The sequence below is a fragment of the Ectothiorhodospira sp. BSL-9 genome, assembly GCF_001632845.1.
In the GTDB taxonomy this organism is placed as follows: domain Bacteria; phylum Pseudomonadota; class Gammaproteobacteria; order Ectothiorhodospirales; family Ectothiorhodospiraceae; genus Ectothiorhodospira.
Map to the genome: position 1 here is coordinate 3449317 of NZ_CP011994.1, position 26579 is coordinate 3475895.

Genomic DNA, 26579 nt, shown 5'->3' on the forward strand with positions numbered 1-26579 from the left:
GGAATGGCAGATCATTCCCACACCATACAGTCCTTGGACTGGCATTCCATCACTCAGGGCGTATGCCAGCGGGTCAACCAGATACTGAACCAGGCCGATCGATCCGGGCGCCTGAAGACCGATGGTTCGTGGGTGACCGACACGGATATTGCCATTCAACGCCAGTTGCAGGACTGGCTGGCGGAGATTCACCCCGGGATCGGGTTTCTCGGTGAGGAGATGACGCCGCAGGCCCAGCAGGGCACCCTGAAGTCTGACCGCCCTGCGTGGGTGCTGGATCCGCTGGACGGCACCAGCAACTTCCGTGCGGGCCTGCCCGCCTACGCCACCGCCCTGGCGCTGATGGAGAACGGTCGGGTGGTGTTCGGACTGGTCCATGATCCCTGTCGCCGGGAGACCTTCACGGCCGTTCGCGGTGAAGGGGCATGGCTCAATGGGGAGCGTCTGACCATCGACCCGGCTGACGTCCCCGAGCTGTCCCGGGCGATCGCCGCGGTGGATTTCAAGCGCCTGCCCCGCCCAATGGCCATTAACCTGGCCACCGAACCGCCCTACGCCTCACAGCGATCCATTGGCTCCGTCGCCCTGGAGTGGTGCTGGGTGGCAGCCGGTCGGTTTGCCGTGTACGTGCACGGCAAGCAAAACCTCTGGGACTACGCTGCCGGCCAGCTCATCCTCACCGAAGCCGGCGGCCACCACACCACGCTTCCGGGCCAGGCACCCGCTGCGCTGGATCTGCAACCGCGTTCGGCGGTGTGCGCCATGTCACGGGAACTGCTGGATGCGTGGGAGCAGGCTCTGCAGGCGTAATCCGCCGATTGCCTCAAAGGGCTACCCGTCCCCGTCAACCCCCGGCGCGTATCCCGCCAGCACGGCAAGATGCGCCACGGCACTGCGCCCCAGGGCGGGCAGGTTGTACCCGCCCTCAAGCGTGGATACCACGCGACCCTCGGCATATTCGTCGGCCAGATCCGCCACCATCTGGGTCAACCACACATAGTCCACCTCCCGCAAACGGAAGTTGGCCAGGGGATCGTCTGCATGACCGTCGAAACCGGCGGAGATCAGCAAAAGCTGGGGCTTGAAGGTTTCCAGGGCCGGCAGCCAGTACTCTTCCACGGCGGCCCGCAGGGCCTGGCCGTCGGTGCCTGCGTGTAGGGGAAGGTTCAGGATGTGGTCGCTGCGCGTATCAGCGCCGCTGCCGGGATAGTGGGGATGCTGAAAGCTGGAACAGAACAGCACCCGGGGCTCGTCCCGGAAGATGTCCTCTGTGCCATTGCCGTGGTGCACGTCAAAATCCACGATGGCCACGCGCGACAGGCCGTGAGCTTCCAGAGCATGGGCAGCCCCCACGGCCACGTTATTGAACAGGCAAAACCCCATCCCGAAGGCACGCCCGGCATGATGCCCCGGGGGGCGCACGGCGCAAAAGGCCCGCCTTCCGGGCGCTTCCATGACCCGATCCACCGCCATCACCATGCCACCCGCGGCCAGCTGCGCCGCTTCCAGGCTGTGCTCGCAGAGATAGGTATCTCCGGTGTCAAGGATGTTCCAGCCACCTGGGGCCGGGATCGCCGATGCCACTTGATCCAGATAGGCGGCATCGTGAACCCGCAGCAGCGCATCCCGGGTGACCGGCTGCGCCTGGATACGCGTGATCTTCGATGCCAGTGGCGAGCTGCCCAGGGCCTGCTCAATGGCCTGCAGGCGCTCAGGGCACTCGGGGTGCGCCGATGGGGCCCGATGCAGCAGGCAGGTCTCGTGGGATATGTAGTCAAGCGACATGACATTGCCTCCAGGTGGCGGCGGTCACGATGATCGAGCTCGCGCAACTGGGATATATCCATCACGCGCGACCTGGTTTAAGGCTCGAACAAATGACACGCCCCCACGTGCGAGCATACGTGGGGGCGTGTCGGCTATGGCGGCAGGGCCGCGTGGAACAAACCAAGAGGGCTCTTGGTTGAGGGCTCTAACCCTTCATGTTCACAAAATCGACTGCTTGGCTCGGTTTAGAACCAGGGCCGCCACAGGAATACGAGGAAGTGAGCAGCAGCAGCCAGCACCACGAACGTGGTAAACACCACCTTGAACTGTTCGTGAAACTCTTTCGCCTGTTCTTCAGTGAGACCCGAGATACTATTTTCCATGCCTGTTTACCTCTAAAAAATTGGTTCCAATCAATCAGCGTTACGGTTAAGCGCCCGAGCGATTATTCGGACACTTCATAGGTGAGCGGGTTGTACGCTTCGTTGGTAAACACGAAGGAATGTACAATCAACGCCGTAGCAAGGAAAGTGATCAAGAGGGGGATCAACCAAGTACCTGGGTTGACTACCAACCACAGTTTCCAGTCGTCTCTGGGATTGCTTGGTCTGCTCGGTCTGTATTCACTCATTACTGTCTTCCCCTATAAAGTAAGGCTTTCAGTGAAATTGGGCCATGACTCAAGCCCTTATTAGTCGCGTGGCGCGATCTAAACCTTTACCCCTCTTGAGGGCGGGATGTCGCCGATCACCCGAACCAGGATTGAACCCGGGTTAACCAGTAACAACACTGTTTTCATGGTTTCTAAGTCTAGACGAAAGGAAAGACAGGTCAAGCGCTTTTTCACAAACTATTCAACATTAAGAAAAATTAAATATTTACTTCAGGCAAACCATACACTTAGAGAGAAAAACAAACCTCCTTCCATGATGAGGCCATCATTTGGCGGGACCCAAAGATAAAAACCTATACTTTCCAAGAAACTGATAGATGAAAGCAAAGAATCACCGGAGCTGCAGCCCCGTTTATCACTATGACATCGGGATAAATGATTAAATAAGGCTACTGGCCAACAAGCCCCCAGCCCGCAAACGGGGCAAGGCTCCATTCGAGCATCCAGGGGTCAAGTGACGGAAAGGACAGCAATAAAGCGCCATCCCTGGCGCCAACGGCAGGTACACGCGCGATCGCTGACCGCGCGTGTAATGAGGTTTCAGCGAAGACCCTGGCCAGATCTCATGTAGCCAGGGCCCGAACAGTTACACCCACACACAATAGGCCAGAATAACCCCGGCCAGGGCGAACAACCCGTAGGAAAACCCTCTGACAGCTTGCATGACTTGACCTCTCGTGACGCGAATGGACGAGTGGAGCCCCGATTCCACGACTGGATGACGGGCCCACAGTGATGTGACCCCATCTTAATAGTTGAGTTCGCCGCTCGGTCTTTGCGGGCAACACCCGGAACCAGGCTCGGCTCACCGCCAGGCCCGAAGTTGGTCGACAATCACCTCAATGGCCGGCGGTGCGTCATCCGTAAAGGGCATGCGCACCAGCAGACCGCGATGGGAGGCCTGCAGGATTTCCGGTTCGGGCGCCCCCTCAAAGTGCAACGAATTCACCGGCACGGCGCCGTCACCCACCGACTCACCGGTGGATGACCACCAAGCCTCGACCCGTTCATCCAGGTCTTCGATTCCCAGATCCTCCGACAAGGCATCGATGCTGGCGCGCATCGCGGGTGTAGGCTCGGTGATGCGACCGCCAATCACATGAACCGGGATCTCGTCGGGCCAGGTGCGCGCATTGAGATCATGCAAAAAATCACTGCCCGGGCGTAAGTCAATCTTGGCGGCGCCGGTACCGTCGCGCAGGCCGGCCCACAGGGAGAAGCGACCCTCCTGAATATCGGCGAACCACTCGCGCACCTCAAGCCAGGCACGCAGCCGGGCCCACTCCGAGCCCTGGTTGGGTGTCCCCACCATGATGGCACCCCCCACCCCGGGCCCAGTCACCGCAGCGGGCGCGTCTTCCGGGTGGCGCCAGCGCGTGACGAAATCGCGGATGATCAGGCCGCCCATGCTATGACCAATCAGGATCACCGGACCCGACACCTCCAGTTCCTCCCAGTGCGCCGCCAGCAGGTCGGCGCTGTGATCGATGGCCTGGTCGTTGGGATAACGAAACTCCCAGGTCACCCATTCCTGGGTCAGTTCGGGTACCAGGTCGTCCCAGATCCCCCCGGGTTCGTCCAGGCCATGGATCAGTACCACCTCGGGCCCCGATTGACCCTCGGGGCCGCCTTTGGGTACGAAACCCACTTGATCGGGTGGCAGCGACATGGCTTCGGGGAACCAGGTCTCCAGCTGTTCCTGAGCCTCTACCCGCAGATCCCGCTCCAGTTCCGGATGACGTTCCGACCAGAAGATCCACCCGGCCACCGCCGCCACCACGAACACCCCCAGACCAAGCAATAGAATGAGCACAAAGCGGCGCATGAACACCCCCAACCATCAGGATCGTATGAGCGCTCTTATTCTACAACCTAGCGCTCATGCATCACGGTGGTGAGTCACCCCAGATGATGAAAGATACGTTAAAAGCCCCTCTCCCCCTCGGGGGAGAAGGGAGTGTCTGTAGAGTTATTGTCAAATCTGGTGTACGGCGGTCAGGCGGCCTTCCTGTCTGACTGATCGATTACTTGCTCTCCGTCCTGGAACTTGACGTTGTTGACGACCAGTTCCAGTTTCTGGAAATGCTTGATGCGTCTCCAGCGCTTCTGGGCACTCTGGAGCAGCTTGAATACCATCGCCAATGTCGTCGCCCGGGATCCGCAGCTCCGGCTGCGCTTGGTCCGCAGGCGAACCGTGGAGAACGTCGATTCCACCGGGTTGGTGGTTCGGATGTGCACCCAATGCTCCGCAGGGTAATCGTAAAATGCCAGCAGCTCATCCCGATCCTTTGCCAGGCAGGCCATCGCCTTGGGGTACTTGGCCTCGAAGCGTTTCAGGGTGCGATCAAAGGCCTGGTGAGCCATTTCTCGGGTCTGCGCCATCCAGATTTCCTGGAGATCGGACTTGACCTTGGGCTGCACCGACTTGGGCAGCTTGTTGAGCACATTCGCTGTCTTGTGGACCCAGCAGCGCTGATGGTCCGTCTGTGGATAGATCTTGCTCAGCGCTGCCCAGAACCCCATGGCACCGTCGCCCACAGCCAACTTGGGGCCGGTGGTGAGGCCGCGCTCCCGCAAGTGGGTCAGCAGCGCCTCCCAGCTATCCGCCGACTCACGGAAGCCATCCTCGACAGCCACCAGCTCCTTGCGGCCATGCTCCGTGACCCCGATGATCACCAGCAGGCACAAGCGGTCATCCATGCGCACCTTGCTGTAGATGCCGTCAGCCCACCAGTAGACGTAGCGGCGGTCTGACAGGTCCTGCTGCCGCCACGCTGTGTGCTCATCCTCCCACTGCTTCTTGAGCCGTGAAACCGTGTTGGCCGAGAGCCCCTTGGCCTTCTCACCCAGCAATGCCCTCAGGGCCTCCTGGTAGTCCCCGGTGGAGACCCCCTTCAGGTAGAGCCAGGGGATCAACTCCTCAACGCTGCGAGCCCGCTTCAGGTAGGGCGGCAGCAGACTGCTGTTGAAGCAGGCGCCACCGCCACTGCGGTCACGCACCTTGGGCACCTGGACGCTGACATCACCGATCCCGGTCTGCACCGTGCGCTCGGGCAGGTAGCCATTGCGAACCACCGCCTGGCGCCCATCGTCGAGGCGCTGCTCGGCATGCTGCGCCAGGAAAGTGGCCAGTTCGGCCTCGACCGCCTGGGCAATCAGGTCGCGGGCACCCTGGCGCAGCAGCTCGTGCAGCGGATCCGTGGCCTGCGGTTCTGGTTGTGAAACAGCTTGAAGGGTAGACTTGGTCATGGCGTATCCGCTTTTGTTGATTGAGATCTTGGTCGTGATCAATCAACAGGATACGCCACCTTCACTTCCTTCCCCCATACACCAGATCTGAGCTTAACTCGTGTCTGTAGCTCACCTGGTTCTTTCACGTTAAGCCAGTCGACGCTGAGCATCCGACGGCGCCAACTCGGATACATTGAAACTCGAACCGGTGGACTCAATCTAAGCAATGTGTACATCAACAGCGCTTGCGGCGGGCGTTCCCGCCAGGGACCCATCACGATGATCACAATCCGTCCGGCAGAAGAAAGAGGCCACACCCACATCGACTGGCTGGACAGTCGGCACAGCTTCTCATTCGGGGAGTACTACGATCCGGAGCAGATGGGGGTTTCCGCCCTCAGGGTGATCAACGACGATCACGTGGCGCCCGGCGCCGGCTTCCCGCCCCACCCCCATCGGGACATGGAAATCATCACCTACATGCTTGAGGGGGCCATTGAGCACCGGGACAACACCGGGGGGCACTGCGTGCTCCATGCCGGTGAGGTGCAGGTGATGAGCGCCGGCAGCGGCATCGTCCATAGCGAGGTCAATGCCTCCAGCGAGAACCCCCTGCACCTGCTGCAAATCTGGATACTGCCCCACACCCAACGGGTGGCGCCGGGTTATGCACAACGGGCCTTCCCACCGTCCCCCGGGCTGTGCCTGCTGGTGTCTCCCGACGGTGATCAGGACTCGCTCACCATCCACCAGGACGCTAGACTCTTTCGCGCCACCCTGGAGCGCGCCCCCATCACTTATGAGCCCGAACGTCATCGCAATCAGTACATCCACGTGGCCCGGGGCAGCCTCACGGTGAACGGTGAAGTTCTGAACGAGGGGGATGCCGCCGCCATCCAGGATGAACTGGCCATTGTGCTGGAAAGCGAGGATGCCGAAGCGCTGCTGTTTGATCTGCCCTGAAAAGGCTTTGGGCCCGTCTTCCACCGCACTATAATGGCGGAATGCGCCGACTCTTCCTGTTCTTCCTCATCGCCCTTTTCCTGCTGGCCCTGCTGCTGACCTCAGCAGCGTGGGTGCTGGCACAAACCCCCATGACCACCTTGCAGGAAACTGCCAGCCGGCACCTGCCGGTGCCCGCCGCCCTGGCCAGGATGGATATGGAGGGGTCTTTGGGTCGCGGGCAGGTCAGCCAAGTGAGCCTGCCACCAGTCGCCGGGGTGGACCTGGGCCCGGCAGATGTTCAGTGGGAGCTGCGCCCCATGCAGGCAATCACAGGGCGAGTGGTGGCCGATGTCGAGGCCACCACGGCGGATGGCCGGTTCCAGGGCGTGGCCAGCCGCGGCATGTCGGGTTGGCGCGTTGCCGACGGTCATGGCCACATGCCCGCTGCCAAGCTGGGGCGGATGCTGCAGGGGGCGGGCCTGAATGATGCCGGGCTGGGCGGCACCCTGTCACTGGATCTGCATCGGCTTGATATGACGGACGAGGGGGAGCTCCGATCCGCCAGCGGCCGATTCCGCTGGCACAATGCTGTCATCGAGGCGGATCAATCCGTCCCGCTGGGAGATCTGAGCGGCGATTTCACCGCCAAGGGTCGTGAGTTCAAAGGGACATTCACCGACCAGGGGGGGCCACTCGCCCTGCAAGGGGAAGTGTCCGGCCATCTGACCCAAGGCCGAGTGCGTCTCGATGCCACGGCCTCTCCCCGAGACCCTGACGACCCGGCGCTGGCACGAGCCCTTTCAGAAGTGGGGGAACGGAGCGGCAACGACTACGTGATTCGTCTGCAAAGACCCTGAGCCCCGAGAGGTTCTGCAGCGTGCTATGGTTGGAGCATGGCTGGCGAGTAACTGAAGGAGATGCTTCATGGAGCACACCGCTAACACTTCCCTGCTCATCGCCATCGTCACCGACGATGTGTCGGACAAGGCGCTGGATGTCGCTGATCGCTCCGGTATCTCCGGGGTCACGATGGTACCCGCCAGCGGCATCGGGTCCCCCCCTATCAAGACCTTTTTCGGCCTGACCTTTCAAAGCGCGATGACCCTCTTGTTCTGGATCGCCGATACCGAGGTGGCCAATCGCACTGCCCTGCAACTGCGCAACGAGCTCAATCTGGATTCCCCTCGTCAGGGCCTGGCGTTGACGCTGCCTGTGGATCGACTCTACGGGTTGAACATCAACCAGCCGGAAACTCCCCCCACTACCCCATGACGACACACCGCACTAACCCTTTTGATTCAAGAAGATGAAAAAAGGTTGACAGTGGCGCGCGGGGCTGTAGAATACGCACCCATCAGCGACGCGGGAATAGCTCAGTTGGTAGAGCACAACCTTGCCAAGGTTGGGGTCGCGAGTTCGAGTCTCGTTTCCCGCTCCAGATCTTCCCAAAACCTCGGCGCAGCCGGGGTTTTTTGTTTGACCCAGGGGGATGGTACCATTCCCTTATAGCCCAAAGGCTGGGTGGCAGAGTGGTTATGCAGCGGCCTGCAAAGCCGTGTACGCCGGTTCGATTCCGACCCCAGCCTCCATTATTCTTCACAAAAAGCCCGCCGATCCCAACAGATCGGCGGGCTTTTTGCTTAGGCGCCGATCCTTTAATCACCCGATCCTGTTCCTGTGAAATCACTCACAGCACGACGTGACCAAGCATAGTTCATTCGGAGATGAAGGGTGAACCAGGCAGACCCCGCGTCACTCGGCCTTAAGAAACGTGACCAAAGGCTCTGCCTTTTGCCAACAACTGGGCATACAATCCAGTTGCCCTCAACCCCATTTCTCGAATCGTCGGTGGATGAACCGATCAAGGAGATCATCATGATACATCGCAAATTACTTCCCGCTGTCGTTACGGCCATGGTCACCGCCCTGCCCTTCGCCATCCTGGTGGGCTGCTCCGATCCCGGCCCGGCAGAAGAGGCCGGCGAGTCCGTGGACGAAACCATGGAAGACGCACAGGATCAGTTCGACGATGCTGTGGATGCCGTGGAGGATGCCGCTGACGAGGCCGCCGAGGCTGTTGGCGACATGGTGGATGAGCCCGGTCCGGCCGAAGAGGCTGGGCGCGAGGTGGACGACGCCGTTGAGGAAGTGGAAGAGGCTGGCGAAGAACTGATGGAAGACTGATACCGTTCGTCGGCCATATCGTGGGGGGCACTCCGGTACCCCCCATTTGAGCCTTGCTGCGCGTCACACATTTTTTTTGATCGTTTACAATTCCACGGCTCTTATACTTTCCTTTCACGGGAGTGCGCTGTGGTCGAAATCACCAGGGCCTTGAATCTGAACGCAGAGCAGGAAGCCCTGATCGACATGCACAGTTTTCTGAATGTGCTCAACGTATTGGCCTGTGAACTGGACCTCATGGCCTATGGCCTGGGGTATTCCCCGCCCCTTCAGGAAGCCCTTGCGCTGGTCCACGCGTTCGCAGACGCCCTGCAGGACCCGGAGCAAGCCGCCTCGTGGTTGGCCGACCCACAGTCCCTGCAGACCCGCATCCACACGCTGATCAGCGAGGCCCTGGAAGGCATCGATCTGGATGAGGAATTGTATGCGTCCACCGACAATATCGAATCCATCCTGGCAGTCCTTGGCACTCGCGTGCGCGAACTGGAGGCCCGTTCGGGTGAGCCACTGGGCTGGACCTGGCTGGAGGTCGCCCCATTACGGTCAGACTTCTGGCAGCTGCTACTCGCCATCGAAAAGAACAGCAAGGGACGCTATCGCATCACTCAGAACATCGCCGAACAACAGCCGGACGATTACCTCATCAAGGTGGATATTGATAGCCTGGAGGGCGACCACCTCTATGTACCCGCCATCTTCCAGGATGTGATGCGTGACCTGTTGGCCAACGCCCGCAAATACACCTCACCCGGCGGACGCATCCTGGCCGGGCTGAAGGAAACCGAGCGCGAAATCCGTTTTGTGGTGGACGACACCGGCATGGGGATTCCTCCCCACCAGATCGAGGGTATCGTCGAGTTTGGCGTGCGAGGTGAAAACGTCCGTGACAGGCCCACCCGGGGCGGCGGCTTCGGCCTCACCAAGGCTTACTGGGTGGTGCGCCATTGCAACGGGCGCATGTGGATCGACTCCGACCTGGGAGTCGGCACCCACATCGAGATCATCCTGCCCCGACCCAGGCCTCAGACTGCCCCCTCCCAGCCAACCTCCGCTGTTTGAACATACCCCCGGAGGCAGGTTCAGCGATTCACATCAATGACAGTACGACCGCGCACCTGCCCCGCCAGGATCTTCTCCGCCAGGGGAATCACGTCGTCCAGACCCACGTCGCTGGTCATGGCCTCCAGCTTATCCGTGTCCAGTTCCGTGGCCAGACACTCCCAGGCCTCCAGGCGACGCTCCATGGGCGCATAGACGCTGTCCACTCCCAGCAGATTCACGCCCCGCAGGATGAACGGGGCCACCGTGGCAGGCAGATCCATGCCCTGAGCCAGACCGCAGGCGGTCACGCTGCCACCGTACTGGGTGGTGGAAAGTACATTGGCCAGGGTCTGACTCCCCACTGTATCCACCGCCGCCGCCCAGCGGGTCTTGCCCAGCGGCTTCCCGGGGCCGGAGAGTTCATCCCGGTGGATCACTTCAGATGCCCCCAGGGCCTTGAGGTGATCCGCCTCCTCGGTGCGGCCGGTGGAGGCCACCACGTTGAAGCCACGGCCCGCCAGTAGTGCCACTGCCACGCTGCCCACGCCGCCGTTGGCACCGGTGACCAGCACATCCCCCTTGTCCGGCGTGACGCCCTGGCGCACCAGCGCCAGCACGCAGAGCATGGCCGTGTAACCGGCAGTCCCCACCGCCATGGCCCGGCGCAGGGACAACGCAGAGGGCAGTGACACCAGCCATTCGCCCTTTACTCGGGCCTTCTGACTCATGCCACCGGGATGCCCCTCGCCGACCCCCCAGCCATTGAGGATCACCTCGTCACCGGGTTTGAAGCCCGGATGATCACTGGATTCCACTGTTCCGGAAAAATCGACCCCCGGCACCATGGGGTATTTCCGCACCACGGGTGCCTTGCCGGTGATGGCCAGGCCATCCTTGTAGTTCAGGGTGGAATAGGCCACCTGAACAGTCACGTCCCCCTCGGGCAGGTCCGCATCTGTCCGGGATTCGATACTGGCGGTGACCCCTTCATCGTTCTTGTTCAGCACAATGGCTCGATGCATGACGGTTTTCCTCCGAAGGTGCGGGTGTAAGGGCCGAGGCATTGAACCCGGCGTGACAGCTTGCCAGACTGTCATGGTGTGAAAAACCCCCCGAGGATATTCCCATGACCTTCTGGGTGAAGGAACCGGGACAGCAGTGCCGCGCTCTCATCCCGCTGGAATGGATGAAGACACCATGAGGACGGATACACAGTGACTACCCATGAAAAGCCCACGGATCTGACCGGCCGCATCGACGCCGTTCTGGATCAACTCAATACGGTGATCTACGGCAAGGCCACCCCCGTACGCCTGTCCCTGGCCTGCCTGCTGGCCCGTGGGCACCTGCTGGTGGAGGACCTGCCCGGGGTGGGCAAGACCACCCTGGCCCATGGCCTGGCCCGCACCCTGGGGCTGCAGTTCCAGCGAATCCAGTTCACCAGCGATCTGCTGCCGGCCGACATCCTGGGGGTGTCCATGTTCAGCAGCGAGCGCCAGCGGTTCGAGTTTCACCCGGGGCCGATCTTCTCCCAACTGATCCTGGCGGACGAGATCAACCGTGCCACGCCCAAGTCACAAAGCGCCCTGCTGGAGGCCATGGAGGAACAGCAGGTCACCGCAGAGGGGGTGACCCGGCGTTTGCCGGAACCCTTCTTCGTCATCGCCACCCAGAACCCCCAGGAGCAGATCGGCACCTTCCCCTTGCCAGAGTCCCAGATGGATCGGTTCCTCATGCGGATTCATGTGGGCTATCCCGATGCCCGTGCGGAGCGGGCCCTGTTGCGGGGGCGGGACCGGCGCGAACTGCTGGAGGAGTTGCCGGCGCAACTGGAAGACGGCCAACTGATGCAACTTCAGGAGCAGGTGGCGCAGGTTCACGTCTCCGACGCCCTGCTGGATTACGTCCAGGCCCTGATCGCCCATTCCCGTCAGCCAGGCCTTTATCAGATGGGTCTGTCCCCGCGAGCGGGCCTGGCACTGATGCGGGCCTGTCAGGCCTGGGCGCTGGTGAATCACCGGGACCATGTGGTGCCCGAGGACGTGCAGGCCATCCTGCCCTCGGTGGCCGGACACCGGCTGCGCCTGGTGGAATCCCCCACCATGGCCCCGGCGCAGGTGATTCAGGGCCTGATCGAGGCGGTCCCGGTACCCTGACATGAAGACTGCCACTGCCTGGTTTGGTCGCACTCATCAGGGGCTCAGAGAGAGGGCAATCCGCTGGATCACCCGGCGCCAGCGCCCCGAGGGTCGGCAACTCACCCTGGATAGGCGCTGCATCTACATCCTGCCCACCCGTCAGGGGTATACCTTTGCCATGGTGCTGGTGGTGATGCTGCTGGGGGCCATCAACTACAGCAACAGCATGGCCTTCATGCTCACCTTCCTGCTGGCCGCCCTGGGAGCCAATGCCATGTGGCACACCCACCGCAACCTGCTCGGCCTGCGCATCACCCGTCAGCCGGCCACGCCGGTCTTTGCCGGGCAGACCGCGCAGTTCACCTACACGGTAGACAACCCCAGCCGGGTATCGCGGCGCGGGTTGCTGCTGGAGGCCCCGGAACAATCTCCCATCGAGTTCGCGGTCAACGCCCGGGAACACACCCCGGTCACCCTGAACCTGCGGGCACGGCGGCGCGGTGTACTGCGACCGGGCCGACTGCGGCTGCATACCCGCTACCCCCTGGGGCTGTTCCGCGCCTGGTCATGGCTCAATTTCGACGAGTCCGTGCTGGTCTATCCGCAGCCGATCCCGGTTGAACAGACACTCAGCGGCGACGGTGAAGACACCGAACCGCAAACCACCCGCAACCGGGCAGGTGAAGAGTTCACCGGGGTGCGGGCGTATGCACCTGGGGATTCTCCCCGGCGACTGGACTGGAAGGCCCTGGCCCGTACCGGCGACATGTACACCAAAGAGTTCCACGAACTACAGGGCGGCCAGACCTGGCTGGACTGGGAAGGCCTGCCCGCCGCGGACATGGAGACCCGTCTCTCCATGCTCTGTCACCTGGTACTGGAGGCCCACCGCAAGAAATTGCGCTTTGGTCTGCGCATGCCCGGAGTGGAGATCGAGCCAGCCACGGGCGAGCGTCATCGACAACGCTGCCTGGAGCAACTGGCCTGCTTCGCACTGCCTGCGGGGGAAAGTCCATGAGACTGTTCACACCCGCTCCCGCCATGTTCGCCCTGCCCCGGGAGGAACGCCTGCCGCAACGCTCGAATGCGTTGCCCTGGCTGATCTTCGCCCTGTGTTTTGCCATGCTGCCGCACCTGTTCAACCAGCCGCCCTGGGTGGTGGCCATGGCGGCGCTGGCCATGGGCTGGCGGGCGCTGGCCCATTGGGGTCGCATGCCCATGCCGGGCCGCTGGCTGCTGGTACTGCTCACCCTGGTCGCCACCGGTCTGGTGGTCACTCAATACGGCACCCTGTTCGGGCGCGATGCGGGGGTGGCCCTGCTGATCCTGATGACGGGCCTGAAGTTGCTGGAGACGCGCGGCTTCCGGGACGCCATGCTGGGCATCTTCCTGGGTTATTTCGTGGTGATCACCAATTTCTTCTATTCCCAGGAGATCCCGCTGGCCCTGTATATGGTGGCGGCGGTCTTCGCCACCACCGCCGCCCTGGTGCGACTCAATGCCGGCGATGGCGCCCAGCCCTGGCGGGAATCCCTCTCCCTGGCGGGTCTGATGCTGGCCCAGGCCCTGCCCCTGATGATCATCCTGTTCCTGCTGTTTCCACGCCTGCCCGGGCCGCTGTGGGGCATGCCCCAGGATGAATCCGCCGGCATCACCGGGCTGTCCGACAGCATGTCGCCCGGCTCCATCAGTGACTTGCTGCAATCCGATGCCCCGGCCTTTCGGGTGTCCTTTGCCGGAGACATCCCGGACCAGAATCTGCGCTATTGGCGCGGCCCGGTGTTCTGGGAGTACGACGGCCGCACCTGGCGCTTCGGTCGTGACCGGGGCGAGGCGCCGCCCCAGCCCGTGGCCATCGATGAAGACGACACTTTTACCTACACGGTCAATCTGGAGCCCCATGACGGACGCTGGCTGCTGGCCCTGGATATTCCCCTGACCACGCCCCAGGACGCCCGCATGACCGCTGATCACGATCTGGTGTCCCGGCGCCCCGTGCGCAGTCTGATTCAATACAGTGTGTCCTCCCTGCCCGACCTGCCCCTGGAGCCGGTACTGAGTGACCGCCGGCGCAGTGCGGCCCTGGCGCTACCCGATGACACGGCACCGCGGGCACGGGCGCTGGCCCAGGGCTGGCGGGAGGCGCACGAGGAGGATGGTGCACTGGTCGGGGCAGCCCTGAGTTACTTCAACCAGGAGCCTTTCTTCTACACCCTCTCGCCGCCGCGCCTGCCACGGGACCCGGTGGATCAATTCCTGTTCGAGTCACGGGCGGGCTTTTGTGAGCACTATGCCAGCGCCTTCGTGGTGCTGATGCGCGCCGCCGGCATTCCGGCGCGGGTGGTCACGGGCTATCAGGGAGGGGAATACAACCGCATGGGGGATTATCTGCTGATCCGTCAGTCGGATGCCCATGCCTGGGCGGAGGTGTGGCTGGAGGATCGAGGCTGGGTCCGTGTGGACCCCACGGCCGCCGTGGCGCCGGAGCGCATCGAACAGGGGGTGCGCGCCGCCCTGTCCGACGATGCGGGCCTGCCGGACTACATGCTGCGCAGTCTGGACTGGGGGGCCATCCGCCTGCAGTTCGAGTTGTGGCGGGACAGTCTCGATTACTACTGGAGTGGCTGGGTGCTGGCCTTCGGGCCGGAGCGTCAGGCGGAACTGCTGGAACGCCTCGGCCTGGGCCGCCTGGACTGGCGCGGGATGATCACCCTGATGGTGGTGCTGATCGGGCTGGTGGTGCTGATGTTCGCGGCCATCTTCCTGTGGCGCAACCGCTTGCCGGTGGCCGACCCCTTGTCGCTGGTCTATCGGCGCTTTTGCCGACGCCTGGGCCGTTGGGGGTTCGTGCGAGCTGCCCATGAGCCACCGATGGCATTCGCGCAGCGGGTCAGTCGGGAACGTCCTGATCTTGCGAAACCGGTGATGGCCTTCACGCGGGAATATGTGGCACTGAGGTACGGCAGTCGGCCTGATCCGGAACGGTTCAACGGTTTGCGGCGGCTGTTGAGACAGGTGCGACCGAAGCGGTAGTGGGGAGAACCGGTTAAAGCCCCTCTCCTTTTTAAGGAGAGGGGCTGGGGTGAGGGCGGGACAGGCAAGGAGTGTCAGTCTACGCCGGAATCCGCTCCCCCTCCGGTGCGGCGGGTTCCCCCACCCCGATGGCGGGACCACCCTTGCGGCGGTAATCATCAATGGCTGCCTTGATGGCATCCTCGGCCAGCACCGAACAGTGGATCTTCACCGGTGGCAGGGCCAGTTCTTCTGCGATCTGCGTGTTCTTGATGGAACCCGCCTCTTCCAGGGTCTTGCCCTTCACCCACTCGGTGAGCAGGCTGGAGCTGGCAATGGCTGATCCGCAACCATAGGTCTTGAACTTGGCGTCCTCGATCACGCCGACGTCATTCACCTTGATCTGCAATTTCATCACGTCGCCGCAGGCGGGGGCACCCACCATACCGGTACCCACGGAGGTATCGCTCTTGTCCATTGCCCCCACGTTGCGGGGATTCTCATAGTGGTCAAGCACTTTGTCGCTGTAGGCCATGTTCTTTCACCTCTTCGTTCGTGCGTGTGTCAGGCCTCAATGGGCCACCCACTCCACAGATTTCAGGTCGATCCCCTCCTGGTGCATCTCCCACAGGGGAGACAGGTCGCGCAGTTTCTGCACCGCCGACTTGACCAGCGAGATCGTATGGTCCACTTCCTCCACGGTGGTGTAACGCCCCACGGAGAAGCGGATGGAACTGTGCGCCAACTCATCATCCCGCCCCAGGGCGCGCAACACGTAAGACGGCTCCAGGCTGGCGCTGGTACAGGCCGAACCCGAGGACACGGCGATGTCCTTCAGGGCCATGATCAGACTCTCGCCCTCCACGAAGTTGAAGGACACGTTCAGGTTGCCGGCCACGCGGCTTTCCAGGTCACCGTTGAGATAGACCTCATCCATCTCCGACAGGCCTGCCCAGAGGCGATCGCGCAGCATGCGCAGACGCTCATTTTCAGCCCCCATCTCTTCGCGAGCGATACGGAAAGCCTCCCCCATGCCCACAATCTGATGGGTCGCCAGGGTGCCGGAGCGCAGGCCCCGCTCGTGACCGCCACCATGCATCTGGGCCTCGAGACGCACTCGCGGCTTACGGGAGACATACAAGGCTCCCACCCCCTTGGGGCCATAGGTCTTGTGGGCGGAGAAGCTCATGAGATCCACAGGCAATCTGGAAAGGTCCAGCTCCACCTTGCCAGTGGACTGGGCGGCATCCACATGGAAGACGATGCCCCGTGACCGGGTGAGGTTGCCAATGGCCTCAAGGTCCTGAATGACACCGATCTCGTTGTTCACATGCATGATGGACACCAGGACCGTGTCATCACGAAGGGCAGCCTCCAGCTTGTCCAGATCCAGCAGACCGCTGGGTTCCGGCTCCAGGTAGGTCACTTCGAAGCCTTCCCGTTCCAGTTGACGACAGGAATCCAGCACGGCCTTGTGTTCGGTCTTCAGGGTAATGATGTGTCGCCCCTTCTTCTGATAGAAGTGGGCAGCTCCCTTGATCGCCAGGTTGTCGGCCTCGGTGGCGCCACTGGTCCAGATGATTTCCCGCGGGTCGGCTCCCACCAGGGCGGCCACATGCTCCCGGGCCTGTTCCACGGCCTGCTCGGACTCCCACCCGAAACTGTGAGAGCGGGAGGCCGGGTTACCGAAGGTCCCCTCGCGAGTGAGAAAACGGCTCATGGTCTCTGCCACTCGCTCGTCCATGGGCGTGGTGGCGGCGTAATCCAGATAAATGGGCAGTTGCAAGGCCATGGTTCCTCCTCAAGCGGCGGTGCGGCGGAAAATGAAGTGGTGGTGGGCGCGCTGGTGCTGGGCATCCTGACGTTGAGCCACCTGCTGCACCTCCGGACGGTTGGAGAACTGATCCAGCGTGATGCCATCCAGGAAGCTGTACAGCTGCTCACTCAGGTCATCCCACAGCTGATGGGTGAGGCAACGCTCACCATCCTGGCAGGTCCCCTTGCCGGCGCAGCGCGTCATGTTCACGTTTTCATCAACGGCGGTGATGATGCGCGCCACGGTGATTTCGTCCGATGGCCGCGACAGTCGGTAACCGCCGCCCGGGCCACGGACCCCCTCCACCAATCCGTTCTTGCGCAGCTTGGCGAAGAGTTGCTCCAGGTAAGACAGGGAGATCCCCTGGGACTGGGAAATATCCGCCAGTGTCACCGGGCCAATCTTGTCATGGATGGCCAGGTCCAGCATGGCGGTCACTGCATAGCGGCTTTTCGTCGAGAGTTTCATGACAGGCCCCTTCCTCGGTTGTCAGGCTTCATAATTCCTGAGCTGTTTAGTCAGGATTTAGACTGGTTTTACGATAACCAAGCTGACAAGTCAAGAATTAGGGCGAAAAAAAATGCCGCGATGGCATCAGAACCGATGCCCCTGCCGCAGGCAGTAACCCAGCCACTTGAAGAGGAAGCGGTTGAAACGCCAGCGGCACTGCAGGGCCTGCCAGTCCGGGTGATCGCCCAGGCTCACCTCCTCGTCGGTACGCCGGCTGTGGCGACCCAGCACCTCCACTTGCCGCGCATCGTGATACACCCTTACCCGCAGGTTGGGACTGCGGCGCGTGGAACGATCAGCATCGCCGTCAAAGTGATAGGTCAGCAGCAGCGTGGTGGTGTAAGGGCAGCACTCCAGCACCTCCAGGTGCAGATCCATGACACCGGGCACACTGGACACCCTGGGGGAATCCAGCGACTGGGGCTCGGGGCACAATTGCCTCAGGCGAATGTAATTCACCTCGTACAGATCCATCAGCGCCGCAAAGCTGCGGGGCATGGGATCCAGATAGGCGGGTTTGGAGGCTTCGAGCAACATGGCGGGATGTTAGCACAGGGACAGGGCGCCCAGTATTTGCTAACTTTATCCCCACATTTCATGCAGGAAGGCCCGTGTCCATGAAGATCCATCGTGTGCAAACCACCCCCTTCTCCGACCAGAAACCGGGCACCTCCGGTCTGCGCAAGAAAGTGAAGGTCTTCAGGCAGCCCCACTACCTGGAAAACTTCGTCCAGGCGGTGTTCGACGTGCGCCCCAGCCTCAAGGGCGGTGTGCTGGTTTTGGGGGGGGACGGCCGTTATTTCAACCGCGAGGCCATCCAGATCATCCTGCGCATGGCCCTGGCCAATGGGGTGGCCCGGGTCATCGTCGGTCAGGGTGGCATCCTGTCCACGCCCGCCGCCTCCTGCCTGATCCGTAAATTCGCAACACAGGGCGGCCTCATTCTCTCCGCCAGCCACAACCCCGGTGGGCCGGACGAGGACTTCGGCATCAAGTTCAATACCCCCAACGGCGGCCCGGCTCCGGAAAAGGTCACCGGCGAGATCCATGAGCGGGCCTGCGAGATCACCCATTACCGCATCGCCGACATCCCGGATATCGACCTGGACACCCCCGGGCGCACCACTGTCGGCCCCATGGTGGTGGCGGTGGTGGATTCGGTAAACGACTATGCCGAACTGATGCAGTCCCGGTTCGATTTCGACCGCATGAAGGCCCTGTTCGATGATGGCCGGTTTTCCATGCGCTTTGACGCCATGCACGCGGTGACCGGCCCCTACGCACGACGCATCCTCGAGGACATGCTGGGTGCGCCAGCCGGCACGGTGATGAACGGCCAGCCCCTGGAGGATTTCGGCAAGGGACATCCCGATCCCAATCTGGTGCATGCCAAGGACCTGGTGGACGCCCTGTACAAGGATGATGGCCCCGACTTCGGCGCCGCCTCCGATGGCGACGGCGATCGCAACATGATCCTGGGCCGGCAATTCTTCGTCACCCCCAGCGACAGCCTGGCGGTGCTGGCCGCCAATGCCCATCATGTGCCCGGCTACGCCAAGGGCATCCGCGGCATCGCCCGCTCCATGCCCACCAGCCAGGCAGCGGATCGGGTGGCCGAAAAGATGGGTATCGAGTGCTTCGAGACCCCCACCGGCTGGAAGTACTTCGGCAACCTGCTGGATGCTGGCCGGGCCACCCTGTGCGGCGAGGAGAGCTTTGGTACCTCATCGGACCACGTAAGGGAGAAGGACGGCCTGTGGGCGGTGCTGTTCTGGCTCAATCTGCTGGCCGTGCGCGGTGAGTCGGTGGCGGACATCGTGCGTGATCACTGGCGCCAGTTCGGGCGCAACTTCTACACCCGTCACGACCATGAGGGCGTGGACGTGGCCCAGGCCGAGGCGGCCATGAATCAGGTGCGCGAACAGCTCGACTCACTCAAGGGCCGCCGTTTCGGCGACTTCACCGTGGCCCAGGCCGATGATTTTGCCTACACCGATCCGGTGGACGGCTCGGTGGCCGAGGGTCAGGGCCTGCGCGTGCTGTTCGATGAGGGCGCCCGGCTGGTGTTCCGGCTTTCCGGCACCGGCACGGCGGGTGCCACGCTGCGCCTGTATGTGGAGCGCTACGAGGCCGATCCGGACCGCCACGGTCAGGACACCCAGGAGGCCCTGGCTCCCCTGATCGGAATTGCCGAGGAGATTGCCGGCATCCAGGCACACACGGGCCGCGAGGCACCCACCGTCATCACCTGAGCCAACGCTCCCAGGGCTTGGCTAAAAGCATATAATCCAAGGGAATTTTACAACCTCGCCTTGCGGCGCGCCGGCAGACCTGCTATCTATAAGCGGATTTGATGCAGCGCGACATTCTGGATGCCCGCCCGTGGACCTCTCCCCGGGACGGGTCACGTCCACCCCTTCAGTACCTTCAAGCGAACGCTGTGCCCCGCCCGCTCCCGGCCATGCCGCCACGGGCGGACAGGCATTCACCGTTAACCGCCCCCTGAGCGGGCGCACCCAGGCGGAGCCGTCGATCCATGCCAAACGATAACCGACCGTTATCACCCCATCTGCAGGTGTACAAGCCGCAGCTGACATCGGTCCTCTCGATCCTGCACCGCGCCACCGGTGTCATCCTCAGCCTGGCCAGCCTTCTGCTCATCTACTGGCTCGTCTCCCTGGCCTCGGGCCCGGAGGCCTTTGCCCGTGCCGAGGGCCTGCTGCATAGCGGCTTTGGGCTGTTTGTCCTGTTCGGTGTAACCCTCTCCCTGTTCTACCACCTGGGCACCGGCATCCGGCACCTGATCTGGGACACCGGCCGCGGTCTGGAGATCAAGCAGGTCTACCTGAGCGGCATCCTGGCGCTGGTGGCCACCCTCATTCTCACGGCGATCTTCTGGATCTTCGTACTCATCTGATCGGGGAGAGCATCATGAGTCTTCGCACACCATTGAGCCAGGCGCGCGGCCTGGGTTCGGCAAAGGACGGCACTCATCACTGGTTCGTCATGCGCGTGAGTTCCATCGCCATGGTACCGCTGATGCTCTGGCTGATCTTCAGCCTGGGGAGCCTGGCCGGCGCCGGCTTTGAAGCCACCTCTGCCTGGGTGGCCAACCCGCTTAATACTGTTCTGCTGATCCTGACCGTGGGGGCCTTGTTCCACCATGCCTACTTGGGGCTGCAGGTGATCATCGAGGACTACGTACACAGTGAGGGCATGAAGTTCGCGAGCCTCATTGCCATGCAATTCCTCATGTTGCTGCTGGCGGTCACCGGGATCGTCGCCATACTGCGCATTGCTTTCGGGAGCTGATTGATGAAGGGCGACTACAAGATTATCGACCATGCCTACGACGTGGTGGTGGTCGGTGCCGGCGGGGCCGGCCTGCGGGCCACCTTCGGCATGGCGGAAAAAGGCCTCAAGACCGCCTGCGTGACCAAGGTCTTCCCCACCCGCAGCCACACGGTGGCGGCACAGGGTGGCATCTCTGCTGCGCTGGGCAACATGGGCGAGGACGACTGGCGCTGGCATATGTACGACACGGTCAAGGGCTCCGACTGGCTCGGTGACCAGGACGCGATCGAGTACATGTGCCGCGAGGCCGCCCCGGCGATCATCGAACTGGAACACTACGGCGTGCCCTTCTCCCGCACGGAGGACGGCAAGATCTATCAGCGCCCCTTCGGCGGCATGACCACCCGTTTCGGTGAAGGTCGCGCCCAGCGCACCTGTGCTGCCGCCGACCGCACGGGCCATGCCATCCTGCACACCCTGTATCAGCAGGCCCTGGCCCATCAGGCCGAGTTCTACATCGAACATTTTGCCACCGACCTGATCATGGACGGTGACACCTGTCGCGGCGTGCTCTCGCTGGACCTGGTGAACGGCACCCTGCACCGTTTCAACGCCCACCTGGTGGTGCTGGCCACGGGTGGCTACGGGCGCAGCTATTTCTCCTGCACCTCGGCCCACACCTGCACCGGCGACGGCATGGGCATGGCGCTGCGCGCCGGGCTGCCCATGCAGGACATGGAATTCGTGCAGTTTCACCCCACCGGCGTCTATGGCGCCGGCTGCCTGATCACCGAGGGCGTGCGCGGCGAGGGCGGCTATCTCACCAATTCCAAGGGCGAGCGCTTCATGGAGCGCTACGCCCCCAACGCCAAGGACCTGGCCTCCCGCGACGTGGTCTCCCGCTCCATGACCGTGGAGATCAACGAAGGCCGCGGTGTGGGTGCCAAGCAGGACCACATCCACCTGCATCTGGAGCACCTGGGACCCGAGGTGATCAACGAGCGCCTGCCAGGCATTGCCGAGACCGCGCGCATCTTTGCCGGCGTGGACGTGACCAAGGAGCCCATCCCGGTGCTGCCCACGGTGCACTACAACATGGGCGGCATCCCCACCAACTACCGTGGCGAGGTGGTCACCCTCAAGGATGGCAACCCGGATCATATCGTGCCCGGCCTCATGGCCATCGGCGAAGCGGCCTGTGTCTCGGTGCATGGTGCCAACCGCCTGGGTTCCAACTCCCTGCTGGACCTGGTGGTGTTCGGCCGTGCCGCTGCCATCCGTGCCGCCGAGATCGTCAGTGACATCGGCGCCGCTGTGAAGCCGCTGCCCGATGGTGCTGCCGACAAGGCCCTGGAACGCCTGGATCGCCTGCGCTTCGCCGACGGTGCGCGCTCCACTGCTTCCATCCGCGACGACATGCAGCAGTGCATGCAGCGCTACGCCGCCGTGTTCCGCACAGGCGAGACCCTGCAGCAAGGCTGCGAACGCATGGACGAAGTCTTCACCGCCTTTGGCGATGTGCGCGTCACCGACCGTTCCCTGATCTGGAACTCGGACCTGGTGGAAACCCTGGAGCTGGAAAACCTGCTGGGCTGCGCCGTGAGCACCATCCGCTCGGCGGTCAATCGCCCGGAGAGCCGTGGTGCCCATGCCCGCGAGGACTGCCCCGACCGGGACGACGAGAACTGGATGAAGCACACCCTGTCCTGGGTGGACGAACAGGGCAAGGTCCGCCTCGACTACCGCCCGGTGCATTTGTACACCCTCAGCGACGATGTGGACGTCGTGCCCCCCAAGGCACGGGTCTACTGATCCCCGGATTCAGGAGAACGCAAGACCATGGCTCAGTTCATACTGCCCATCAAATCCCGGGTGCAAAAGGGCAAGACCTTCAAGGCCGAGGGTGCCTCCAGCACCAATATCAAGCGTTTCGTGATCTATCGCTGGAACCCGGACAACGACGAGAACCCGCGTCTGGACACCTACGAGGTGGATCTGGATGCCTGTGGCCCGATGGTTCTGGACGCCATCATCAAGATCAAGGACGAGATCGACCCCACCCTGTCCTTCCGCCGTTCCTGCCGCGAGGGTATCTGCGGCTCCTGTGCCATGAACATCGATGGCACCAACACCCTGGCCTGTACCAAGGCCATTGAGGACATCAAGGGCGATGTGCGCATCTACCCGCTGCCGCACATGAACGTGGTCAAGGACCTGATCCCGGACATGACCCACTTTTATGCCCAGTACGCCTCCATCAAGCCCTGGATCCGCACTCAGACTCCGCCGCCCCCGGACAAGGAGCGCCTGCAGTCGGTGGAGGACCGGGCCAAGCTGGACGGTCTGTACGAGTGCATCCTGTGCGCCTGCTGCTCCACCTCCTGCCCCAGTTACTGGTGGAACGGCGACCGCTATCTGGGTCCGGCCATCCTGCTGCAGGCCCAGCGCTGGATCGTGGATAGCCGCGATGAGGCCACCGGCGAGCGTCTGGATGAGCTGGAAGATCCCTTCAAGCTCTATCGTTGCCATACCATCATGAACTGTACCCGCACCTGCCCCAAGGGCCTCAACCCGGCCCTGGCGATTGCGGAAATCAAGAAAAAGATGGTCTTGCGCAAGTGATGCGGGCATGAGTGAACTGTCTCGACTGCGCTGGCGTTGCCGGCGCGGCACCAAGGAGCTGGACCTGATGCTGGAGGGCTTCGTGCTCGCCCAGGGGGAGACGCTGTGCGCCGAGGACCTGGCCCGTTTTGAGCAGGTACTGGATCAGCAGGATGATGATCTGCAGCGCTGGTTGCTCTATGGCGAGCCAGTGGAAGTGGAGGAGGTCAGGGACATGGTCAGCCGGGTGCGGGAGGCTTTCCTCAAGCGCTGAGGCCGCCCCCACAGGGGGCTCGGGTCAGAAGGTGTTGACCACCTGGGCCACGCCAGGGACGCGGGCGCGCACCAGGCGCTCCACCACCTGCTTGAGGTCCAGGGCAGATCGGGGGCAACCCACGCAGGCGCCCTTGAGGCGAACCCGTACGGTGCGCTCATCAATGCCCACCAACTCGATATCGCCACCATCCTGCATCAGGATGCGCCGTGCCTCCTCCACTGCCTGGGCCACCTGCTCGGGGTCCACAGGCCCCTCGGCGGGCAGGACTTCCCGCTCCCGGGCTGCCATGGTCTGAGCGCGATCCAGGCGCAGGGCCAGTTCAGCATCCACCTCTTCGATGGCGTCCAGTTCCGCCTCCGTGTACACATGACCGGGGTCGGGATGCAGTAACGCCTCCAGGGGCTTGGGATCATCCGCCATCAACACCCTCCCGCCGGGCCCACCGGCTTGTCAGTCGATTCAATATCGCCACCACGCGCCCCCTTGACGTCACCACGGACGGACTCGCAACCCCGGCCCTGAGTCGCACCCTGAGACGTCGAAGATCGTCCGCATCCATAGCGTCTGCCATCAGCGGCAGACGATGATAACGGCCCCGCTCACAGCGCATGGACAACAACACCAGCCAGGGGAGCACCACCGTGTCTGGCAGCATGCACACCGACATTTGCTCATCGCCAGCCTGTCTTATCCACCATTGCCCATCCCCATCACACCCCAGCGCCTCGATCGTTCCAGCACGTACCTGACGATGCCCGACCCAAGCCATCAGGATACTGCCCACCAGCAAGAGCAGCAGCCCTGCCTTCACAAAACCTGGGGTGCCACTGATGAGCACCGCTCCCGCAGCCGCCACATACATGGCGCCCATCACCATCCGCAGCCTCAGCGAGCGACCGACCGTCACGCAAAGGGCTTTATTCTCCTGCTTCCTGTCCATGATCAATCATCCCTGTTGACACTCGAAGCCCCCCCGCGCAATGTCCCCATGCGGAGTCCGGGAACCCAGCCATCATGGGGCGGCCGGTTTCGCCTGGCATGAACACCCACGGGAACGCCCTGAGGGGGGATGCATCATACCTTATCTTTTTACTGGGCCAACAACCAGTTAAAGTGAATCAGGGTGCAGCATAAGTGGCGATTCTTGTGCATAATGTGCATGCCGGATAGCATCATAAAAACTGCGACTCAGTGGAGCAATCAACGTGCGGTCGTCCAAGGACGCCGCGGGCTAACCGCCGCTGCGGATCCCCGTCTGGGCGCGGGGCCATCGGCGGCCTATTTGCAGGAGATATCTATGTCATCATCAGAGATAGCCGCGAATTTACGCGACTTCATTACACTCGGTGGAAACGTCCTCACCGTGGCCGGGTTTGTCGGCGCTGGTCTACTGGGCTTCTGGTTCGGGCGTCAGCAGGGGGATGCCGGCCGTGTGCTGGAGCTGCAATCCGAGGTGGAAAATCAGCGCCGCAAACTGGAAAGCTACCGATCACAGGTGAACAGGCACTTTGAGAAGACCGCCACCCTGTTCACGGGAATGGCCCGTTCCTACCGCGACCTCTACGAGCACCTGGTGGATAGCTACGACCGCCTGGGCGAGGGCCCCTCACAACAGTTCCTGCCGCGTCGCGCTTCGGCCCTGCTGGAGCTGTCCCGCGAGGAACAGCGCCGCGCCATCCCTGGCACCGCTCGCGCCACGCAGCCCGAGGCCAAGCCAGAAGCCAAGCCGGAAGCAAAGCCCGAAGCCAAGCCAGCCGCTGCTGCGCAGCCGGCCAAGCCGCAGCCTCAGCCCCAAGCCGCCGCTCAAGCCAAGCCGCCGCAGAAGCCGGCCGCCACAGCCAAGGCACCGGATCCGCGTGGCGCCACGGCGTTCAAGCCGGAGCAACAAACCGCCGCCAAGCCTGCGCCTGCGAAACCCGCAGCTGCTAAACCGGCTGCCGCTGCTGCAAGACAGCCGGCCCCCGCCAAGCCCGCTGCAGCAGCCAAGCCCGCCGCCGCGGCCGCCAGACAACCGGCCGCCGCTGCTGCCCGGATGTCCCAGAAGCCTGGTGCGGCTGGCAAGCCTGATCCGCGCGGCGCCACGGCCTTCAAGCCCGAGGCTCAAAAACCGGCGGCCAAGCCGCAACCGGCCCGTCCCGCCGCTGCCAAGCCGGCACCCAAGCCGGCTGCTGCACCCAAGCCGGCTGCTGCACCCAAGCCGGCCGCTGCCCAGGCCAGCCGTCCCGCGCCGCGCAGCACCATGACCTTCAGACCAGCTGGCAAGCCGGGCACCATCCCTGGCGCCACCGGCGTCCTGAAGGAGCCGGGCCAGCCCGATCGCATCCGCGTGAAGGGCGGCAGAGGCCGCAGAAAGTAATCAGAAAGGTCTGACCGGGCCATTGCGGCCCTTGTACACGAGGCCCCGCATTGTCGGGGCCTCGTCTCGTTCGGGGATCGTATCGTTTACGCTGAGGCCGGCTGGCGGGAGCGCCATTGCATGGTCAGTTCATCCTTGCCGGTATCGACATGCTCATGGCGTTCGAGCACTTCAAAGCCGTGATGGCGCAGGAAGGCCACGGCGCGATCGTTGTCGGCGAACACGACGGCCTCCAGGGCCGGCCGACGATCCTTCACGAAGTCCAGCAGACGGCTCCCCAGGCCTACGCCCTGGCAGCAGGTGGCCACCATCACCTCCAGCCTTGAATCCTGCAACCAGCAAAACCCACGCAACTCGCCACTTTGCTCCAGCACCCAGATCTCCGCCCCCTCCGGTGGCACCTCGGGCATCTGTCCCACCCGCTGCTCCCAGAACTCCCGTGGCAGAAACCAGTGGGCCTGGGCAGCGGCTTCCAGGCGGATTTGCCTGATGGGGGCAAGGTCGTCTGCGGTTGCTTCACGAATCATGGATGATCTCCCGCGAGATAAGTCCTCGCGATTCTGAACGATGACCTGTGTGACTTGGTCGTAACAGTGTATCGGGGAACCCGGCACCACTGCCACCCACAGGCCGACCCACCGGCGGGTGACGAAGATATAAGGCCTGGTGGTGGCTTTACCCTGGGGCTCCTTAGTAAGATGGCGACTTTAAATTGAATCCTGTCAACGAGGCAT

The 26579-nt window shown here is 62.8% G+C and carries 29 protein-coding genes and 2 tRNA genes; 18 read left to right on the top strand and 13 right to left on the bottom strand.

Going from position 1 to position 26579, the window contains the following annotated elements:
- Positions 1–3: 3 nt before the first annotated feature.
- The gene (locus tag ECTOBSL9_RS15755) at positions 4–810 is read left to right on the top strand and encodes an inositol monophosphatase family protein (RefSeq protein WP_063465853.1); all 807 of its coding nucleotides are present in this window, start codon (positions 4–6) and stop codon (positions 808–810) included.
- Between the two features lie 21 nt (positions 811–831).
- Here ECTOBSL9_RS15755 and ECTOBSL9_RS15760 read toward each other — a convergent pair whose 3' ends face one another.
- The 5 genes from ECTOBSL9_RS15760 to ECTOBSL9_RS15775 form a co-directional block, all read right to left on the bottom strand.
- A complete protein-coding gene (locus ECTOBSL9_RS15760) occupies positions 832–1785 on the bottom strand; it encodes a histone deacetylase family protein (protein ID WP_063465854.1) in 954 nt (317 codons plus the stop codon).
- Positions 1786–2012: 227 nt separating this feature from the next.
- Complete coding sequence (pufB, locus tag ECTOBSL9_RS15765) at positions 2013–2150, bottom strand: light-harvesting antenna LH1, beta subunit (protein ID WP_025282887.1); 138 nt, start codon at positions 2148–2150, stop codon at positions 2013–2015.
- Between the two features lie 62 nt (positions 2151–2212).
- Complete coding sequence (gene pufA, locus ECTOBSL9_RS16770; RefSeq protein ID WP_082830006.1) at positions 2213–2398, bottom strand: light-harvesting antenna LH1, alpha subunit; 186 nt, start codon at positions 2396–2398, stop codon at positions 2213–2215.
- An 847-nt stretch (positions 2399–3245) separates the two neighbouring features.
- Positions 3246–4265 carry a triacylglycerol lipase gene (locus ECTOBSL9_RS15770; RefSeq protein WP_063466252.1) on the bottom strand — a complete coding sequence of 340 codons (1020 nt, stop codon included), beginning with the start codon at positions 4263–4265 and terminating at the stop codon, positions 3246–3248.
- A gap of 170 nt (positions 4266–4435) precedes the next feature.
- Entirely contained in the window at positions 4436–5689 is a 1254-nt protein-coding gene (locus ECTOBSL9_RS15775; protein WP_063465985.1) for an IS256 family transposase, read from the bottom strand.
- A 261-nt stretch (positions 5690–5950) separates the two neighbouring features.
- On the opposite strand from ECTOBSL9_RS15775, the gene ECTOBSL9_RS15780 reads away from it, so the two are divergent.
- From ECTOBSL9_RS15780 to ECTOBSL9_RS15810, 7 genes are all read left to right on the top strand, one after another.
- On the top strand, positions 5951–6634 hold the full coding sequence (locus ECTOBSL9_RS15780; protein ID WP_063465855.1) for a pirin family protein: 684 nt from the start codon (positions 5951–5953) through the stop codon (positions 6632–6634).
- A gap of 41 nt (positions 6635–6675) precedes the next feature.
- Complete coding sequence (locus tag ECTOBSL9_RS15785; protein WP_063465856.1) at positions 6676–7473, top strand: type II secretion system protein N; 798 nt, start codon at positions 6676–6678, stop codon at positions 7471–7473.
- A 67-nt stretch (positions 7474–7540) separates the two neighbouring features.
- A complete protein-coding gene (locus tag ECTOBSL9_RS15790; RefSeq protein ID WP_063465857.1) occupies positions 7541–7888 on the top strand; it encodes a hypothetical protein in 348 nt (115 codons plus the stop codon).
- Between the two features lie 90 nt (positions 7889–7978).
- Positions 7979–8054, top strand: a tRNA-Gly gene (locus ECTOBSL9_RS15795).
- Between the two features lie 77 nt (positions 8055–8131).
- A tRNA-Cys gene (locus ECTOBSL9_RS15800) sits at positions 8132–8205 on the top strand.
- A gap of 286 nt (positions 8206–8491) precedes the next feature.
- Positions 8492–8800, top strand: coding sequence for a hypothetical protein (locus ECTOBSL9_RS15805; protein ID WP_082830089.1), 309 nt, complete (start codon positions 8492–8494; stop codon positions 8798–8800).
- Between the two features lie 129 nt (positions 8801–8929).
- Positions 8930–9859 (top strand): ATP-binding protein, encoded by a 930-nt coding sequence (locus ECTOBSL9_RS15810; protein WP_063465859.1) that lies wholly within the window; start codon positions 8930–8932, stop codon positions 9857–9859.
- A 20-nt stretch (positions 9860–9879) separates the two neighbouring features.
- On the opposite strand, the gene ECTOBSL9_RS15815 is transcribed toward ECTOBSL9_RS15810, so the two are convergent.
- Complete coding sequence (locus ECTOBSL9_RS15815; RefSeq protein ID WP_063465860.1) at positions 9880–10863, bottom strand: MDR family oxidoreductase; 984 nt, start codon at positions 10861–10863, stop codon at positions 9880–9882.
- 192 nt (positions 10864–11055) lie between these two features.
- Here ECTOBSL9_RS15815 and ECTOBSL9_RS15820 point away from each other — a divergent pair, with 192 nt between their 5' ends.
- The 3 genes from ECTOBSL9_RS15820 to ECTOBSL9_RS15830 are packed head-to-tail and all read left to right on the top strand — an operon-like array spanning position 11056 to position 15012.
- Positions 11056–11997, top strand: a complete 942-nt coding sequence (locus ECTOBSL9_RS15820; RefSeq protein ID WP_063465861.1) for a MoxR family ATPase — start codon at positions 11056–11058, stop codon at positions 11995–11997.
- Between the two features lies 1 nt (position 11998).
- The gene (locus ECTOBSL9_RS15825; protein WP_063465862.1) at positions 11999–12997 is read left to right on the top strand and encodes a DUF58 domain-containing protein; all 999 of its coding nucleotides are present in this window, start codon (positions 11999–12001) and stop codon (positions 12995–12997) included.
- On the top strand, positions 12994–15012 hold the full coding sequence (locus tag ECTOBSL9_RS15830) for a DUF3488 and transglutaminase-like domain-containing protein (RefSeq protein ID WP_240481012.1): 2019 nt from the start codon (positions 12994–12996) through the stop codon (positions 15010–15012). The genes ECTOBSL9_RS15825 and ECTOBSL9_RS15830 overlap by 4 nt, the downstream gene beginning before the upstream one ends.
- Before the next feature lie 79 nt (positions 15013–15091).
- On the opposite strand, the gene iscU is transcribed toward ECTOBSL9_RS15830, so the two are convergent.
- From iscU to ECTOBSL9_RS15850, 4 genes are all read right to left on the bottom strand, one after another.
- Complete coding sequence (gene iscU, locus ECTOBSL9_RS15835; protein WP_063465864.1) at positions 15092–15526, bottom strand: Fe-S cluster assembly scaffold IscU; 435 nt, start codon at positions 15524–15526, stop codon at positions 15092–15094.
- Between the two features lie 36 nt (positions 15527–15562).
- A complete protein-coding gene (locus ECTOBSL9_RS15840; protein ID WP_063465865.1) occupies positions 15563–16783 on the bottom strand; it encodes an IscS subfamily cysteine desulfurase in 1221 nt (406 codons plus the stop codon).
- A gap of 9 nt (positions 16784–16792) precedes the next feature.
- Positions 16793–17275, bottom strand: a complete 483-nt coding sequence (locus tag ECTOBSL9_RS15845) for a Fe-S cluster assembly transcription factor (protein ID WP_063465866.1) — start codon at positions 17273–17275, stop codon at positions 16793–16795.
- A 126-nt stretch (positions 17276–17401) separates the two neighbouring features.
- On the bottom strand, positions 17402–17854 hold the full coding sequence (locus ECTOBSL9_RS15850) for a DUF1249 domain-containing protein (protein WP_063465867.1): 453 nt from the start codon (positions 17852–17854) through the stop codon (positions 17402–17404).
- 80 nt (positions 17855–17934) lie between these two features.
- On the opposite strand from ECTOBSL9_RS15850, the gene ECTOBSL9_RS15855 reads away from it, so the two are divergent.
- From ECTOBSL9_RS15855 to ECTOBSL9_RS15880, 6 genes are all read left to right on the top strand, one after another.
- Complete coding sequence (locus tag ECTOBSL9_RS15855; protein WP_063465868.1) at positions 17935–19569, top strand: alpha-D-glucose phosphate-specific phosphoglucomutase; 1635 nt, start codon at positions 17935–17937, stop codon at positions 19567–19569.
- Positions 19570–19853: 284 nt separating this feature from the next.
- Complete coding sequence (gene sdhC, locus ECTOBSL9_RS15860; RefSeq protein WP_063465869.1) at positions 19854–20234, top strand: succinate dehydrogenase, cytochrome b556 subunit; 381 nt, start codon at positions 19854–19856, stop codon at positions 20232–20234.
- Between the two features lie 14 nt (positions 20235–20248).
- Positions 20249–20629: a succinate dehydrogenase, hydrophobic membrane anchor protein gene (sdhD, locus tag ECTOBSL9_RS15865; protein WP_063465870.1), complete on the top strand. Its 381-nt coding sequence runs from the start codon at positions 20249–20251 to the stop codon at positions 20627–20629.
- 3 nt (positions 20630–20632) lie between these two features.
- Positions 20633–22423, top strand: a complete 1791-nt coding sequence (gene sdhA / locus ECTOBSL9_RS15870) for a succinate dehydrogenase flavoprotein subunit (protein ID WP_063465871.1) — start codon at positions 20633–20635, stop codon at positions 22421–22423.
- 27 nt (positions 22424–22450) lie between these two features.
- Positions 22451–23233 carry a succinate dehydrogenase iron-sulfur subunit gene (locus ECTOBSL9_RS15875; RefSeq protein WP_063465872.1) on the top strand — a complete coding sequence of 261 codons (783 nt, stop codon included), beginning with the start codon at positions 22451–22453 and terminating at the stop codon, positions 23231–23233.
- A 7-nt stretch (positions 23234–23240) separates the two neighbouring features.
- Complete coding sequence (locus ECTOBSL9_RS15880) at positions 23241–23486, top strand: succinate dehydrogenase assembly factor 2 (RefSeq protein WP_063465873.1); 246 nt, start codon at positions 23241–23243, stop codon at positions 23484–23486.
- A gap of 24 nt (positions 23487–23510) precedes the next feature.
- Here the strand turns inward: ECTOBSL9_RS15880 and ECTOBSL9_RS17905 are convergent, their stop codons facing one another.
- Entirely contained in the window at positions 23511–23909 is a 399-nt protein-coding gene (locus ECTOBSL9_RS17905; protein WP_371258987.1) for a NifU family protein, read from the bottom strand.
- On the bottom strand, positions 23899–24429 hold the full coding sequence (locus tag ECTOBSL9_RS17910; RefSeq protein ID WP_371258988.1) for a protein YgfX: 531 nt from the start codon (positions 24427–24429) through the stop codon (positions 23899–23901). Before ECTOBSL9_RS17910 ends, ECTOBSL9_RS17905 begins: the two co-directional genes overlap by 11 nt.
- Before the next feature lie 357 nt (positions 24430–24786).
- Here ECTOBSL9_RS17910 and ECTOBSL9_RS15890 point away from each other — a divergent pair, with 357 nt between their 5' ends.
- Entirely contained in the window at positions 24787–25845 is a 1059-nt protein-coding gene (locus ECTOBSL9_RS15890) for a YhcB family protein (RefSeq protein ID WP_082830007.1), read from the top strand.
- 86 nt (positions 25846–25931) lie between these two features.
- Here the strand turns inward: ECTOBSL9_RS15890 and ECTOBSL9_RS15895 are convergent, their stop codons facing one another.
- Positions 25932–26372: a GNAT family N-acetyltransferase gene (locus ECTOBSL9_RS15895; protein ID WP_063465875.1), complete on the bottom strand. Its 441-nt coding sequence runs from the start codon at positions 26370–26372 to the stop codon at positions 25932–25934.
- Positions 26373–26579: the final 207 nt, after the last annotated feature.